Source organism: Pseudomonas gessardii (assembly GCF_001983165.1).
In the GTDB taxonomy this organism is placed as follows: domain Bacteria; phylum Pseudomonadota; class Gammaproteobacteria; order Pseudomonadales; family Pseudomonadaceae; genus Aquipseudomonas; species Aquipseudomonas gessardii.
The window spans coordinates 469,962-483,660 of sequence record NZ_MNPU01000001.1 but is presented as its reverse complement, the minus strand read 5'-3'; the positions used below and the strand labels follow the sequence as shown (position 1 = coordinate 483,660).

Sequence of the window (13,699 nt, the reverse complement as noted above, 5' to 3'; positions counted from 1 at the left end):
TAGAGTTGACTATGACTGATACCCCCCATTTCCCACTGTCGGCCGTGGTCGGTGCCGACCACCTGAAACTCGCGCTGTGCCTGGCCGCCATCGACCCGAAGATCGGTGGCGTGCTGATCGAAGGCCCGCGCGGCATGGCCAAGTCCACCCTGGCCCGTGGCCTGGCGGACCTGTTGGCCAGCGGGCAGTTCGTCACCTTGCCCCTGGGCGCCACCGAAGAACGCCTGGTGGGCACCCTGGACCTGGACGCCGCCCTGGCCGAAGGCCGTGCGCAGTTCTCCCCGGGGGTGCTGGCCAAGGCTGACGGCGGCGTGTTGTACGTGGATGAAGTCAACCTGCTGCCCGATCACCTGGTGGACTTGTTGCTCGACGTCGCCGCCAGTGGCACCAACCTGATCGAGCGCGATGGCATCTCCCACCGGCACTCGGCGCGTTTTGTGCTGATCGGCACGATGAACCCGGAAGAGGGCGAGTTGCGCCCGCAGTTGCTGGATCGGTTTGGTTTCAACGTGGCATTGAGCGGGCAGACTTTGCCGACCGAGCGCGGGCAGATCATCCGTCGGCGCCTGGATTTCGATAGCAACCCTGGGGCGTTCTGCGCGCAGTGGGCTGACCAGCAAGCGGCGCTGCGTGCGCGTTGCACCGAGGCCCGTGCACGCCTGGAAAGCATCGCCCTGGATGACCAGGCCCTGGCGCAGATTACCGAGCGCTGCTTTGCCGCCGGTGTCGACGGCCTGCGTGCCGATCTGGTGTGGTTGCGCGGCGCGCGGGCCCATGCGGCGTGGCGTGGGGTTGCGGCCATCGCTGAAGAAGATATAGAGGCCGTTGCCGAATTTGCCCTGCGCCATCGTCGCCAGGAGCAAGCACCGCCTGCCAGCAGGCCCGATCAGGGCCAGGCGCCCCAGCCTTCAGATAGCGCGTCCGGCCAGGGCCAATGGGGCGACATGCCCGCACCCGCATTGCCCACGGGTGCTCGCCGAGAAGTGCCTAGCTGGCCAAAAAAGCCCTAGGCATCCGCCCCCAACCTGATACGGGGGCGGATGCCCGTCCCAAAGCAGGGCGACTGGACAGGGGCTGCCAGGGCAAGGCGCGCAGCGCGCAGCAGGGCTCGGTCAACTGGCCGGGCACCTTGCTGGGAGGGCGACCGCAAGCGCGTGAAGACTTGCGCTACCACCTGCGCAGCCGTTCGGCCCATGAGTTGTGGCTGGTGATTGTCGATGCGTCGGCGTCCACGCGGCGCCATCAGGCCTTGAGCGATGCCAAGGGCTTGCTCGCGCAGGTGTTCGACGACGCCTATCGGCAGCGGGCGCGCATGGCGCTGCTGACGGCCAGCGGGCAGGTGCCGAGTTGGCAGGTCCAAGGCTTGAAAGCGGCGAAAGGCCTGGGGCGTTGGTTGGATGGGTTGGGCGCGGGCGGTGGTACGCCACTGCTGGCGGCGTTGACCGAGGCTGGGCATTGGCTGGCGGCGCGGCGCAAGCGGTATCCGGCTGAGCAGCAGCGGTTGCTGGTGATTACCGATGGCCGGCTCAAAGATATCGGTCACTTGCCGGTGCTGGATTGCCTGGGGCTGTTGGTGGATATCGAACGTGGGCCGATCCGGCTGGGGCGGGCGCGGGAGCTGGCCGCCGGGTTGCAGGTGGATTATCGGCATATTGATAGCCTGTAGCGCTGCTTGCTACCGCTATCGCAGGCAAGCCAGCTCCCACAGTTGACCGAGTAGGTCCTTTGGAATGCGCTTGAATGTGGGAGCTGGCTTGCCTGCGATAAGGCCCTCAAACCCACCGCAAAACTATCAGCTAGCCCCCGGTACATTCGGCCAAAGATCCGCCACCAGAAACAGCCGCTCCGCTTCCTGCCAATCCCCACCGTTGTGCATCATGCGCACCAACAACTGCGCCGGCGCCATCGGATCAAGGTCGGCCAGCCAGCGCTGCATCTGCTCCTCACTCCAGATTTCCCCTGCCGAGTAATGCGCCGGCGCGAGCCAGGCATGGCGGGGCAGGGGTTGCCAGCGGCCCGGAGGGCTGGCATTGATAAAATCCAGCCAATCGCGCTGATGCAACCAGCTCCCACGCAAATGCTGTGGATGGGCGCCGAGGGGCGGTTCGGCCTCGCCGGGCCAGGGGTACAGCAGGTAGCCGCCGAGCCACAGATGGGCGGTGAAATCCCTAATATCCAGGGCCGCCAGCATCTGCCGGCTTTGCGCGCTCGCCGAGATGGGCAGTTGATGGTCCGCCAGATGGGCCAGCTTACGGTCCAGGCGGTCGTGACAACCCGGGCCCAGCCATTGCGCGGTATCACGGCCGTCGCCCTCTTGCGGGCCCAGGTAGAGCTTGATCGCCAGTTCCAGGTGATGCACGCCATCCCGGTCGCGCAGCAGCATATCCAGCTCACCCAGGGTGTGCCCGGCCTGGCGGATCGGCAGGTTGGCCGCCAGCAACTCCACCCCCGGGGCATGCTGCACGGCAAACTGCCACAGACGTTCGTAATACAGGCCCAGGCGCCGGGTGCGCGCCAGGCTCAGCCAATGCAGCAGGGCATGGCTGTCCTGGTCCAGCTGCCTGAGCCAGTGCTCCAGGGCTTCGGGTTGCTGCACCCAGTCGCTGCCGGCCAGGGGGTGGCGTTGCGGCCAAGGGGTGTGTTCCAGCATCGGCGGGGCGAGGATCACCCACGCCAGGTCCCGCACCTCGGGATGACGTAATTGACGGGGCAAATGGTGCAGGTCGGGAAACGGATTCATGGTCCGAGCATAGCTGTTTCCTACTCGCTGCGGGACCGTGGCGGGTGTTGAGAACCGTTGTTGTCTGGCCCTGCGGCGACAAAGGATTTTGTCTAATGCGGCCTTTCGCCCATAATCGTTCTTTTTTGCCAGACCCAAACCCTGCAGGAGCCCCATGGAGCAATTTCGCAATATCGGCATCATCGGTCGCCTGGGCAGTACCCAGGTTCTGGACACGGTCCGCCGGCTGAAAAAGTTTCTGCTTGAGCGCCACCTGCATGTGATCCTCGAAGACACCATCGCCGAGATTCTGCCGGGCCACGGCCTGCAAACCTCATCGCGCAAAATGCTCGGTGAAGTCTGCGACATGGTGATTGTGGTCGGCGGCGACGGCAGCCTGCTGGGTGCGGCCCGGGCCCTGGCGCGGCATAACGTGCCGGTGCTGGGGATCAACCGGGGCAGCCTGGGGTTCCTCACCGATATCCGCCCCGATGACCTGGAAGTCGAAGTGGCCAAGGTGCTGGACGGCCACTACCTGGTGGAAAACCGCTTCCTGCTGCAAGCCGAAGTGCGCCGCCATGGCGAAGCCATCGGCCAGGGCGATGCCCTCAACGATGTGGTGCTGCACCCCGGCAAGTCGACACGGATGATCGAGTTCGAGCTGTATATCGACGGCCAGTTCGTCTGTAGCCAGAAGGCCGACGGCCTGATCGTCGCCACCCCCACCGGCTCCACGGCCTATGCGCTGTCGGCTGGCGGGCCGATCATGCATCCCAAGCTCGATGCCATTGTGATCGTGCCGATGTACCCCCATATGTTGTCGAGCCGGCCGATTGTGGTCGATGGCAACAGTGAGCTGAAAATCGTGGTCTCCAAAGACATGCAGATCTACCCGCAAGTCTCCTGTGACGGGCAGAACCACTTTACCTGCGCCCCCGGTGACACCATCACCGTGAGCAAAAAGGCGCAGAAGCTGCGGTTGATCCACCCGCTGGATCACAACTACTACGAAGTGTGTCGCACCAAGCTGGGCTGGGGCAGCCGCTTGGGGGGTGGAGGCGACTGATGCTCGATCCCGCGCGTAGCTACGACCTGATTGGGGACGTGCACGGTTGCGCTCATACCCTTGAGCACCTGCTCGACCAGATGGGTTACCACAAGCAGGGCGGCACCTGGCGCCATCCTTCCCGCATAGCGGTGTTCCTTGGCGATATCATCGACCGGGGGCCACGGATCCGCGAGGCGCTGCATATCGTCCATGACATGGTCGAGGCCGGCCAGGCGCTGTGCATCATGGGCAACCATGAGTTCAACGCCCTGGGCTGGAGCACCCTGGCGCCGCCGGGCAGTGGCAAGCAGTACGTGCGCGAACATACGCCACGCCATGCGCGGTTGCTCCACGAGACCCTGACCCAGTTCGAGCACCATCCTGGCGACTGGCACGACTTCCTCGCCTGGTTCTACGACATGCCGTTGTTTGTCGATGCCGGGCGTTTCCGCGTGGTGCATGCCTGCTGGGATGGGGGGCTGATCGAGCCGTTGCGCGGGCAATTTCCCGACGGCTGTATCGACGAGCATTTTTTGCAGGCCGCCGCCGTGCCCGGCAGTTTTGCCTGCAACGCCTTCGACCGCCTGCTGCGCGGCACCGATATGCGCCTGCCGGATGGCCTGACCCTGACCGGTGGCGATGGCCTGACCCGTTCGTTCTTCCGCACCAAGTTCTGGGAAGACGACCCGAAAACCTACGGCGATATTGTGTTCCAGCCCGATGCCTTGCCCGATCCGGTGGCCCGCACGCCGTTGTCTTCAACCGAGAAAAACGCCCTGCTGCGCTATGGCGTCGATGAACCCTTGCTGTTTGTCGGCCATTACTGGCGCAGCGGCAAACCGGCGCCGATCCGCTCTAACCTGGCCTGCCTGGACTACAGCGCAGTGCTCTATGGCAAGCTGGTGGCCTATCGCTTGGACCAGGAAACCCGCCTCGACCCGAACAAGTTCGTGTGGGTCGATGTCGAGCGCCCCGAGGTGATTTCATGAGTAGCGTGGCCGTTTTACGCCTGCCGCTGAATGTGGACCTGGCGGGCTTCGTCAAACTGTTGCAGCGCATGCAAGTGCCCCATCGTGTCAGCGAGGAAGCCGGTGAGCAGGTGCTGTGGGCGCCCGAAGCCATCAGCGAGGACGTGCGCAGCCTGTATCAGCGTTTCCCGGCCGGTGACCCGGACCTACAACTGGAGATTCCCCAGGCGCAGGTCACCAAGCGGGCAGGTTTTCTCCAGCAATTGCGCCACAGCCCGCTGACCGCCGGTGTGTTGCTGCTGAGCCTGATCGTCGGTGCGGTTACGATGCTCGGCGACAACCTGCAAGCCATGAGCTGGCTGACGTTCCTCAATTTCCATGTGGCCGGTGAATACCTGTACTTCACGCCCCTGGCCGATAGTCTGGCGGCGGGGCAGTGGTGGCGGCTGGTGACGCCGATGCTGATCCACTTCGGCATTCTGCACCTGGCCATGAATGGCATGTGGTACTGGGAGCTGGGGCGGCGGATCGAGGCGCGCCAGGGCAGTATCAACCTGCTGGGCCTGACCCTGCTGTTCAGCCTGGCATCCAATTACGCGCAATACACCTTTGGCGGGCCGGGCCTGTTCGGTGGTTTGTCCGGCGTGCTGTACGGCCTGTTGGGCCATTGCTGGATCTACCAGATGCTCGCGCCCAACCCGGCATATCGCCTGCCGCGTGGCGTCTTGGTGATGATGCTGGTGTGGCTGGTGCTGTGCCTGTCGGGCCTGGTCTCGATGATCGGCTTCGGCGAAATCGCCAATGCGGCCCATGTCGGCGGCCTGGTGGCAGGTTGTATCACCGGTTTGCTCGGCGGGTTGTACAGCCGCCATAAACGTCATGCTTGAATCTCTGCCCATTATTGAAGGAAGAGTCTTATGTCCTCTTTTGCTGAAATGATCGAAAACATCACCCCGGATATCTACCAGAGCCTCAAGCTCGCTGTGGAAATCGGTAAATGGTCCGATGGCCGCAAGCTCACTGCCGAACAGCGCGAGCTGTCGTTGCAGGCGATGATCGCCTGGGAGCTGCAAAACCTACCGGAAGACCAGCGCACCGGCTACATGGGCCCGCAGGAATGCCAATCGAAGTCGACCCCGGTGGAAAACATCCTGTTCAAGTCGGATGCCATCCATTGATTGAGATTGGCCGTGGTGCAGTCAGCAAGATGTCGGCGCAACTGGGTTCGCCGACCGTCCAATACGCTTTTCGCCTGGGCGACAGCGAGGTGCCGGTCAACCCGTTGATTGGCACTCATATACGCCTGGAATACCTCGGTGCGATCCACTGCACCCATTGCGGACGCAAGACCAAGACCAGCTTCAGCCAGGGCTATTGCTACCCGTGCATGACCAAGCTGGCCCAGTGTGACCTGTGCATCATGAGCCCCGAGCGCTGCCATTTCGATGCCGGCACCTGCCGCGACCCGGCCTGGGGCGAAAAATTCTGCATGACCGACCATGTGGTGTACCTGGCGAACTCGTCGGGGATCAAGGTCGGCATCACCCGCGCCAGCCAGTTGCCCACGCGCTGGCTGGACCAGGGCGCGAGCCAGGCATTGCCGATCATGCGCGTGGCCACGCGCCAGCAATCGGGCTTTGTCGAAGATGTACTGCGCAGCCAGGTCGCCGACAAGACCAACTGGCGCGCCTTGCTCAAGGGCGATGCCGTGGCGGTGGACCTTGCGCAGGTGCGCGACGAGTTGTTCATCTCCTGCGCCGACGGCCTGTTGCAATTGCAGGAACGCTTTGGCTTGCAGGCCATCCAACCGGTAACCGATATCGAGCCCCTCGAAATCCGCTACCCGGTGGAGCATTATCCGGCCAAGATCGTCAGTTTCAACCTGGACAAGAACCCGATTGCCGAAGGCACGCTGCTGGGGGTCAAGGGTCAATACCTGATCTTCGATACCGGCGTTATCAATATTCGTAAATACACGGCTTACCAGCTCGCCGTGCATCAGTAGAAGGATTTCACGCATGCGCACCGAACAACCGAAGATGATTTACCTGAAGGACTATCAGGCGCCCGAGTACCTGATCGACGAGACCCACCTGACCTTCGAGTTGTTCGAGGACCATAGCCTGGTCCACGCGCAGCTGGTGATGCGCCGCAATCCCGAGCGCGGCGCCGGCTTGCCGCCATTGGTACTGGACGGCCAGCAACTGGAGCTGTTGAGCGTGACCCTGGGCGACCGGGAGCTGAGCGTCGCCGACTACCAGTTGACTGACAGCCACCTGACCCTGCACCCGACCAGTGACACCTTTACGGTCGATACCAGCGTGCGCATCCACCCGCAAACCAACACCGCCCTGGAAGGTCTGTACAAGTCCGGCGGCATGTTCTGCACCCAATGCGAGGCCGAGGGCTTTCGCAAGATCACCTACTACCTGGACCGCCCGGACGTGATGAGCACGTTCACCACCACGGTGATCGCCGAGCAGCACAGTTATCCGGTACTGCTGTCCAACGGCAACCCGATTGCCAGCGGCCCCGGCGAAGACGGCCGGCACTGGGCGACCTGGGAAGACCCGTTCAAGAAGCCGGCCTACCTGTTTGCCCTGGTGGCCGGTGACCTGTGGTGCGTCGAAGACACCTTCACCACCATGAGCCAGCGCACCGTGGCGCTGCGCATCTATGTCGAGCCGGAAAACATCGACAAGTGCCAGCACGCCATGAACAGCCTGAAGAAGTCCATGCGTTGGGATGAAGAGGTCTACGGTCGCGAATACGACCTGGATATCTTCATGATCGTCGCGGTCAACGACTTCAATATGGGCGCCATGGAAAACAAGGGCCTGAATATCTTCAACTCCAGCGCCGTGCTGGCTCGCGCCGAGACCGCGACCGACGCTGCGCACCAGCGGGTCGAGGCCATCGTCGCCCACGAGTACTTCCACAACTGGTCGGGCAACCGCGTGACCTGCCGCGACTGGTTCCAGCTGTCGCTCAAGGAAGGCTTTACGGTATTCCGTGACTCGCACTTCTCCGCCGACATGAACTCGGCCACCGTCAAGCGGATCCAGGATGTGGCCTACCTGCGCACCCACCAATTCGCCGAAGATGCCGGGCCCATGGCCCACGCGGTGCGCCCGGACAGCTTTATCGAGATTTCCAACTTCTACACCCTGACCGTGTACGAAAAGGGTTCGGAAGTAGTCGGCATGATCCACACCTTGCTCGGCGCCGAAGGTTTCCGCAAAGGCAGCGACCTGTACTTTGAGCGCCACGACGGCCAGGCCGTGACCTGTGACGACTTTATCAAGGCCATGGAAGATGCCAACGGCGCCGACCTGACCCAGTTCAAGCGCTGGTACAGCCAGGCCGGTACGCCACGGTTGGCCGTCACCGAGTCCTACGATGCCGCGGCCAAGACCTACAGCCTGACTTTCCGTCAGAGCTGCCCGCAAACCCCGGACAACGTAGAAAAGCTGCCGTTCGTGATTCCCGTGGCCCTGGGCCTGCTGGATGCCAATGGTGCCGACCTGCCGTTGCGCCTGGCCGGTGAAGCGGCGGCGCAGGGCACCTCGCGGGTGTTGTCGGTGACGGAAGCCGAGCAGACGTTCACCTTCGTTGATATTGCCGAACAGCCATTGCCATCGCTGCTGCGGGGTTTCTCGGCGCCGGTGAAGCTGAGCTTCCCCTACAGCCGTGACCAGTTGATGTTCCTGATGCAGCACGACAGCGATGGTTTCAATCGCTGGGAGGCGGGCCAGCAACTGGCGGTGCAGGTGTTGCAGGACCTGACCGGCCAACACCAGCAGGGCCAGGCCCTGGTGCTGGATCAACGGCTGGTCAATGCATTGCGCAGCGTGTTGAGCGACGACAGCCTGGACCAGGCCATGGTCGCGGAAATGTTGTCGTTGCCGGGCGAAGCCTACCTCACCGAAATCAGCGAAGTGGCGGATGTCGATGCGATCCACGCCGCCCGCGAGTTTGCGCGCAAGCAGTTGGCCGACCTGTTGTTCGAGGCCCTGTGGCTGCGCTACCAGGCCAACCGCGACCTGTCGCGCCGCACACCTTACGTGGCCACGGCCGAGCACTTCGCCCGTCGCGCCCTGCAGAACATCGCGCTGTCGTACTTGATGCTCAGCGGCAAGCCAGAAGTGCTGGCCGCCACCCTGGAACAGTTCGACGCGTGCGACAACATGACCGAACGCCTGACGGCACTGGCGGTGCTGGTCAACTCGCCGTTCGACGCCGAGAAGGCCAAGGCCCTGCAAGTGTTTGCCGAGAACTTCAAGGACAACCCGCTGGTCATGGACCAATGGTTCAGCGTCCAGGCCGCCAGCGTGTTGCCGGGCGGGCTGGCGCGGGTCAAGGCGCTGATGCAGCACCCGGCGTTCACTATCAAGAACCCGAACAAGGTGCGTGCGTTGGTGGGGGCCTTCGCCGGGCAGAACCTGATCAACTTCCACGCCGCCGATGGCTCGGGTTATCGCTTCCTGGCGGACCTGGTCATCGAGCTGAATGCCTTCAACCCGCAGATTGCCTCGCGGCAGTTGGCGCCACTGACCCGCTGGCGCAAATACGACAGCGCCCGCCAGGCATTGATGAAGGCTGAACTGGAACGCATCCGCGGTTCGGGCGAGCTGTCCAGCGATGTGTTCGAGGTGGTCAGCAAAAGCCTCGCATGACGACGGACTCACCACTGGTCGCCTACCAACAGGCCCTGGCCAATGGTTTTGTGGCCGACGCTGCGCAACGCCAGGCGGTAAACGCTTTGCAGGTGTGCCATGAGGCGTTGCATCGAGCTGCCAGCGCGCCGGTCACCGGGGTTTATCTCTGGGGGCCGGTGGGCCGTGGCAAGACCTGGCTGATGGACCAGTTCTACCAGAGCCTGCGGGTACCTGCGCGACGCCAGCACTTTCATCACTTCATGGGCTGGGTCCACCAGCGCTCGTTCCAGCTGACCGGCACTCCCGACCCGTTGCGAGCCCTGGCCCGTGAATTGGCCAGGGAGGTGCGGGTGCTGTGTTTCGACGAACTGTTCGTCAATGATATTGGCGATGCGATCATCCTCGGGCGCCTGTTCCAGGTGATGTTCGACGAAGGGGTGGTGATGGTCTGCACGTCCAACCAGCCGCCAGGGCAGTTGTACGCCGATGGTTTCAACCGCGAGCGCTTTATGCCGGCCATCGCGGCGATCCAGGCGCATATGCAGGTGGTGGCGGTCGACGGCCAGGAGGATCACCGTTTGCACCCGGGCACCGCCGTGCAGCGCTATTGGGTGGACCAGCCCGAGGCGCTGGCCAGAGTCTTTGAGGAGTTGAGCCAGGGCCAGGCCCGCAGCAGTGAACCGGTGATCGTCGGCTCGCGGGCGATTGTCACAGTGCAGTCCAGCGAAACCATCCTGTGGTGCCGCTACGCCGACCTGTGCGAGCAACCGCTGGCGGCCATGGATTTCATGCAGCTATGTGATCGCTATCGCGCCATTTTACTCGGCGAAGTGCCCGGCTTGAGTGCTTCGACACGTCCCGGACGGATTGCCCGCGGCACCGAGGATGGTGCTCGGCGCGTGGAGGCGGGCGACCGTGAGTTGCCGGCGTTGTCCGTGCACGATGACAGTGTGCGGCGCTTTATCGCCCTGGTCGATGAGTGTTACGACCGTAAGGTGCCATTATCCATCGAAGCCAAGGTGCCTCTGGCCGCGCTCTACACCGAGGGTTACCTGGCGTTTGCGTTCCGCCGCACCTTCAGTCGTCTGCAGGAGATGCAGTTGCAACGTTTTGACCAACGATGACTGGCGGGTCATGGGCGCAACCGGCGGCCTGTTGACCTTTTCCCGCGCCAACTTGTAGCTAATCTCCTTCATCTAACGCCTACACCGCGCTTACAATCGAGCTTTTGCGGGGAGCTCATCCCTGCCGGGCCGTTATCGAGGAAGGAAATGGAAGCCGCAGAAATATTGGTGCTGCAAGCCAGCTACAGCAACCCTGTACATGCCGAGGCCATTGGCCTGTTGCTCAATCACTATGCACAAGACCCCATGGGCGGCGGCCACGGCTTGTCCGCCGACCTGCTGCAACAATTGCCGGCAGAGCTGGCCAAGCGCGCCCATGCCTTCAGTGTGCTGGCCTTTGTCGGCGGGGAGCCGGCCGGGCTGGTGAACTGTTTCGAGGGGTTTTCGACCTTCGCCTGCCGGCCGCTGGTCAATGTGCATGATGTGGTGGTCAAGGAGCCGTTCCGCGGTCTGGGCCTGAGCCAGAAAATGCTGCAGAAGGTCGAGGAAATCGCCCGCCAGCGGGGTTGCTGCAAGATCACCCTGGAAGTGCTGGAAGGTAATCCAGTGGCACAGGCGTCGTATCGCAAGTTCGGGTTTGATGACTCGATCTTCGACCCGGCCCATGGCCGCATGTTGTTCTGGAGCAAAGCCCTCTAATTACGTCTGCCTGATCGTTCCCACGCTCCGTGTGGGAATGCTGCCCTGGACGCTCTGCGTTTGCCCTTGAGAGCGGGACGCGGAGCGTCCCAGGAGCCATTCCCACGCGGAGCGTGGGAACGATCAGTAGGGCATCAGCTCTTGGGTTGTTCAGTGTCCTGCGCCTGTTCGACAGAACCGGATTTGGCATCCTTGGTATCGACCGACGCCGTGTGTTCGGCATCGTCGTGGATTTGCTTCTGGCTGAAACTGAAGTCGTTGAAATACTCCTTCACGCGATCCGAGCCACCTTCGGCGAAGGCGGCCACGGAAGTCAGGCTCATCAGGCCGGCAAGCATCAAGGTTGAAAGTTTCATTGCATAGATTCCCATTAAAAGTGATCGGTATCTGCACCATCTCTGATCAGATTTAAGGGAAGAGTCTGTAGGAAGCTTATTAAATGGGCGTTAACGGGGTGCTTGCAGGGTTGAAGCGGCTATTGAGCTCGGATTCCAGCGCGTTGCACGCCTGAAATCCGAGCCTTCAAACACTACTGCACGACGACGTTGGCCGGCACAGTGCTGGCCTTGGGCTTGATCAGGCTGAAGTCGATCAGGGCCTTTTGTGGACGCTGGTAGGGATCGCCAATCAGCAGCGGCCGTGGCTTGAAGCTGTCGCTGACCAGGCTGCGGCTGCGGTCCAGCTCGTCGAAGCTCAAGCCGGCGAGGTCAGCCCAGGTGTGAATCAACTGCGAGCTGCTGTAAGGCCGTTGCACATCGCCCTGCATATTCCAGTCGTGGGTGGCGCGCCACTTCGGCGAGGCCCAGGTCATGAAGGGGATGGTGTACATCGGCGCCGTCGGCTTGCCCTCGTTACGACCCAGGGTGCCGTGGCCGGCCGAGTCGAACACATCCTCGCCGTGGTCGGAGAGGTACAGCAGGAAACCGTTGGGGTCGGTCTTGGCGTAGTCCTTGATCAGGCTCGACACCACGAAGTCGTTGTACAGCACCGCATTGTCATAGCTGTTGTAGGTGGGCAACTGGTCGTCGTTCACGCCGTCCGGGACACCCTGGCGGTCGGTAAAGGTGTCGAAGCTTGGTGGATAACGGTACTGATAGCTCATGTGGGTACCCAGCAGGTGCACCACGATCAGCTTGCGCTCGGCCTTGTCGGCGAGGGCCTTGGTGAACGGCTCCAGCACGTCGCCATCGTACTGGCGGGCGTTCTGGTTGCGGTTGTTGTTGAGGTACACCTGCTCGTCGGCCTGTTCGGAGAACGTGGTGAGCATGGTGTTGCGCTTGGTCATGGTCTGCTGGTTGGTGATCCAGAAGGTCTTGTAGCCGGCCTGTTTCATCATGCTGACGATGGACGGGGTCTTGAGATACAGGTCCGGGTGCTCTTCGTCGGCAAAGGTCAGCACCTGTTGCAGCGCCTCGATGGTGTAGGGGCGCGGGGTGATGACGTTGTCGAACACGTCCAGTTGGTCACGCAGCTTGTCCAGCTCCGGGGTGGTCTTGCGCGGGTAGCCGTAGAGGCTCATGCGCTGGCGGTTGGTAGACTCGCCGATCACCAGCACCAGGGTCGACGGCTGGCCGGCCATGCTGTCCTTGAAGTTGCTCAGGGGCGGGATCTTGCTGACGTTGTCGAGCATGCCCTGCATATTGTTCAACTGTTGGGTGTAGCGGCGATAGGCGACGATCATCTGCCACGGCACGGCAGGTTCGACACGGGTTTCAAACCCATCGATGGCCCGCTCCAGGGTGTCGTTGGTGGCGATCTGCTTGACCAGCGGGTAGCCGACAATCGCCAGCACAATGACCGTCGCCGCGACCATCGCCCGGGCCTTGGGCAGATAGACCGGGCGCACGCGGGTCCAGAGGAAAATGGCCAGGGCGGTGTGGGCAATGAAGGCCAGCACGATCCACCAGGCAAAGTATTGGGTGGCGTATTCGCCGGCTTCAGAGATGTTCGACTCGAACATGATGAAGATGACGCTCTGGGAAAACTCCTGCTGGTAGATAAAGAAATAGCCCAGGCTGGCCATGGAACAGGCCCACAGCACCACACCGATCAACGCGGCGAGCAGCCGGGCGCGGCGCGGGAACAGGAGCATCGGCGCCAACCACAGCGCGCTCATGAAGAACGCCTGGCGGAACCCACTGAAGCCGGAGGTGCCGGTCAGTTGGATCAGCAGTTGAGTAATGCCGGAGAAATACCAGAAAAACAGGAACATCCAGCCAAGGCCGGCCCAATCAAACCCTTTTGCAGACTTCGTGCTGCGTTTGAACATCGCCATGCAGCGCTCCAACCCAATAATTGTCCCGGTCACCAACGCCCATGCGTGAGGCGGCGTTCTGGCGGGGGATTATCGGGAAGGGCTGGTGAAAAGTTTGTGAGTTGGACCAGGGGCTTAGCAGGTGATGGCTTGATTCGTGAGCTGGGCCTGCAATTGCGCGCGCAGGCGGATGACTTCCTGCTGCAACTGCTCACGCTCGTCTTTCAACTGGCGCAGCTCGTCGCGGCGGACGGTGACGTAAAGGGTCTGTGGCGGGCGTGTCATCTGT

Annotated in this window: 14 protein-coding genes; 10 read left to right on the top strand and 4 right to left on the bottom strand. The window is 62.4% G+C overall.

Annotation, left to right across the window (positions count from 1 at the left end):
• Positions 1-11 precede the first annotated feature (11 nt).
• On the top strand, positions 12-1,010 hold the full coding sequence (locus tag BLL38_RS01960; RefSeq protein WP_076961074.1) for a magnesium chelatase ATPase subunit I: 999 nt from the start codon (positions 12-14) through the stop codon (positions 1,008-1,010).
• Positions 1,011-1,063: 53 nt separating this feature from the next.
• Positions 1,064-1,666 (top strand): vWA domain-containing protein, encoded by a 603-nt coding sequence (locus BLL38_RS01955; protein ID WP_076961073.1) that lies wholly within the window; start codon positions 1,064-1,066, stop codon positions 1,664-1,666.
• 126 nt (positions 1,667-1,792) lie between these two features.
• Here BLL38_RS01955 and BLL38_RS01950 read toward each other — a convergent pair whose 3' ends face one another.
• Positions 1,793-2,740 (bottom strand): DUF1853 family protein, encoded by a 948-nt coding sequence (locus BLL38_RS01950; RefSeq protein WP_076961072.1) that lies wholly within the window; start codon positions 2,738-2,740, stop codon positions 1,793-1,795.
• Positions 2,741-2,894: 154 nt separating this feature from the next.
• Between BLL38_RS01950 and BLL38_RS01945 the strand changes: the two genes are divergently transcribed.
• The 8 genes from BLL38_RS01945 (at position 2,895) to BLL38_RS01910 (ending at position 11,156) form a co-directional block, all read left to right on the top strand.
• Positions 2,895-3,785, top strand: coding sequence for an NAD(+) kinase (locus tag BLL38_RS01945; protein WP_010210870.1), 891 nt, complete (start codon positions 2,895-2,897; stop codon positions 3,783-3,785).
• Positions 3,782-4,756 (top strand): metallophosphoesterase, encoded by a 975-nt coding sequence (locus BLL38_RS01940; protein ID WP_162493902.1) that lies wholly within the window; start codon positions 3,782-3,784, stop codon positions 4,754-4,756. The genes BLL38_RS01945 and BLL38_RS01940 overlap by 4 nt, the downstream gene beginning before the upstream one ends.
• The gene (locus BLL38_RS01935; protein ID WP_076961070.1) at positions 4,753-5,622 is read left to right on the top strand and encodes a rhomboid family intramembrane serine protease; all 870 of its coding nucleotides are present in this window, start codon (positions 4,753-4,755) and stop codon (positions 5,620-5,622) included. Before BLL38_RS01940 ends, BLL38_RS01935 begins: the two co-directional genes overlap by 4 nt.
• A gap of 30 nt (positions 5,623-5,652) precedes the next feature.
• Positions 5,653-5,913: a YeaC family protein gene (locus BLL38_RS01930; protein WP_029291449.1), complete on the top strand. Its 261-nt coding sequence runs from the start codon at positions 5,653-5,655 to the stop codon at positions 5,911-5,913.
• Positions 5,910-6,740 carry a DUF2797 domain-containing protein gene (locus tag BLL38_RS01925; RefSeq protein WP_076961069.1) on the top strand — a complete coding sequence of 277 codons (831 nt, stop codon included), beginning with the start codon at positions 5,910-5,912 and terminating at the stop codon, positions 6,738-6,740. Before BLL38_RS01930 ends, BLL38_RS01925 begins: the two co-directional genes overlap by 4 nt.
• Before the next feature lie 13 nt (positions 6,741-6,753).
• Positions 6,754-9,411, top strand: a complete 2,658-nt coding sequence (gene pepN, locus BLL38_RS01920) for an aminopeptidase N (protein ID WP_076961068.1) — start codon at positions 6,754-6,756, stop codon at positions 9,409-9,411.
• Entirely contained in the window at positions 9,408-10,517 is a 1,110-nt protein-coding gene (gene zapE, locus BLL38_RS01915) for a cell division protein ZapE (protein WP_076961067.1), read from the top strand. The genes pepN and zapE overlap by 4 nt, the downstream gene beginning before the upstream one ends.
• 147 nt (positions 10,518-10,664) lie before the next feature.
• Positions 10,665-11,156, top strand: coding sequence for a GNAT family N-acetyltransferase (locus BLL38_RS01910; RefSeq protein WP_076961066.1), 492 nt, complete (start codon positions 10,665-10,667; stop codon positions 11,154-11,156).
• A 134-nt stretch (positions 11,157-11,290) separates the two neighbouring features.
• On the opposite strand, the gene BLL38_RS01905 is transcribed toward BLL38_RS01910, so the two are convergent.
• From BLL38_RS01905 to BLL38_RS31070, 3 genes are all read right to left on the bottom strand, one after another.
• Complete coding sequence (locus BLL38_RS01905) at positions 11,291-11,512, bottom strand: hypothetical protein (RefSeq protein ID WP_076961065.1); 222 nt, start codon at positions 11,510-11,512, stop codon at positions 11,291-11,293.
• A gap of 173 nt (positions 11,513-11,685) precedes the next feature.
• Positions 11,686-13,431, bottom strand: a complete 1,746-nt coding sequence (locus tag BLL38_RS01900) for a phosphoethanolamine transferase CptA (protein ID WP_076961064.1) — start codon at positions 13,429-13,431, stop codon at positions 11,686-11,688.
• 114 nt (positions 13,432-13,545) lie between these two features.
• Complete coding sequence (locus tag BLL38_RS31070; RefSeq protein WP_222936214.1) at positions 13,546-13,695, bottom strand: DUF6026 family protein; 150 nt, start codon at positions 13,693-13,695, stop codon at positions 13,546-13,548.
• Positions 13,696-13,699 lie beyond the last annotated feature (4 nt).

Excerpts from the sequence above, each read along its gene's own strand:
- BLL38_RS01960 (WP_076961074.1), top strand. The coding sequence starts at position 12 with ATGACTGATACCCCCCATTTCCCACTGTCGGCCGTGGTCGGTGCCGAC.
- BLL38_RS01950 (WP_076961072.1), bottom strand. The coding sequence starts at position 2,740 with ATGAATCCGTTTCCCGACCTGCACCATTTGCCCCGTCAATTACGTCAT.
- BLL38_RS01945 (WP_010210870.1), top strand. The coding sequence starts at position 2,895 with ATGGAGCAATTTCGCAATATCGGCATCATCGGTCGCCTGGGCAGTACC.
- BLL38_RS01935 (WP_076961070.1), top strand. The coding sequence starts at position 4,753 with ATGAGTAGCGTGGCCGTTTTACGCCTGCCGCTGAATGTGGACCTGGCG.
- BLL38_RS01930 (WP_029291449.1), top strand. The coding sequence starts at position 5,653 with ATGTCCTCTTTTGCTGAAATGATCGAAAACATCACCCCGGATATCTAC.
- pepN (WP_076961068.1), top strand. The coding sequence starts at position 6,754 with ATGCGCACCGAACAACCGAAGATGATTTACCTGAAGGACTATCAGGCG.
- zapE (WP_076961067.1), top strand. The coding sequence starts at position 9,408 with ATGACGACGGACTCACCACTGGTCGCCTACCAACAGGCCCTGGCCAAT.
- BLL38_RS01910 (WP_076961066.1), top strand. The coding sequence starts at position 10,665 with ATGGAAGCCGCAGAAATATTGGTGCTGCAAGCCAGCTACAGCAACCCT.
- BLL38_RS01905 (WP_076961065.1), bottom strand. The coding sequence starts at position 11,512 with ATGAAACTTTCAACCTTGATGCTTGCCGGCCTGATGAGCCTGACTTCC.
- BLL38_RS01900 (WP_076961064.1), bottom strand. The coding sequence starts at position 13,431 with ATGGCGATGTTCAAACGCAGCACGAAGTCTGCAAAAGGGTTTGATTGG.
- BLL38_RS31070 (WP_222936214.1), bottom strand. The coding sequence starts at position 13,695 with ATGACACGCCCGCCACAGACCCTTTACGTCACCGTCCGCCGCGACGAG.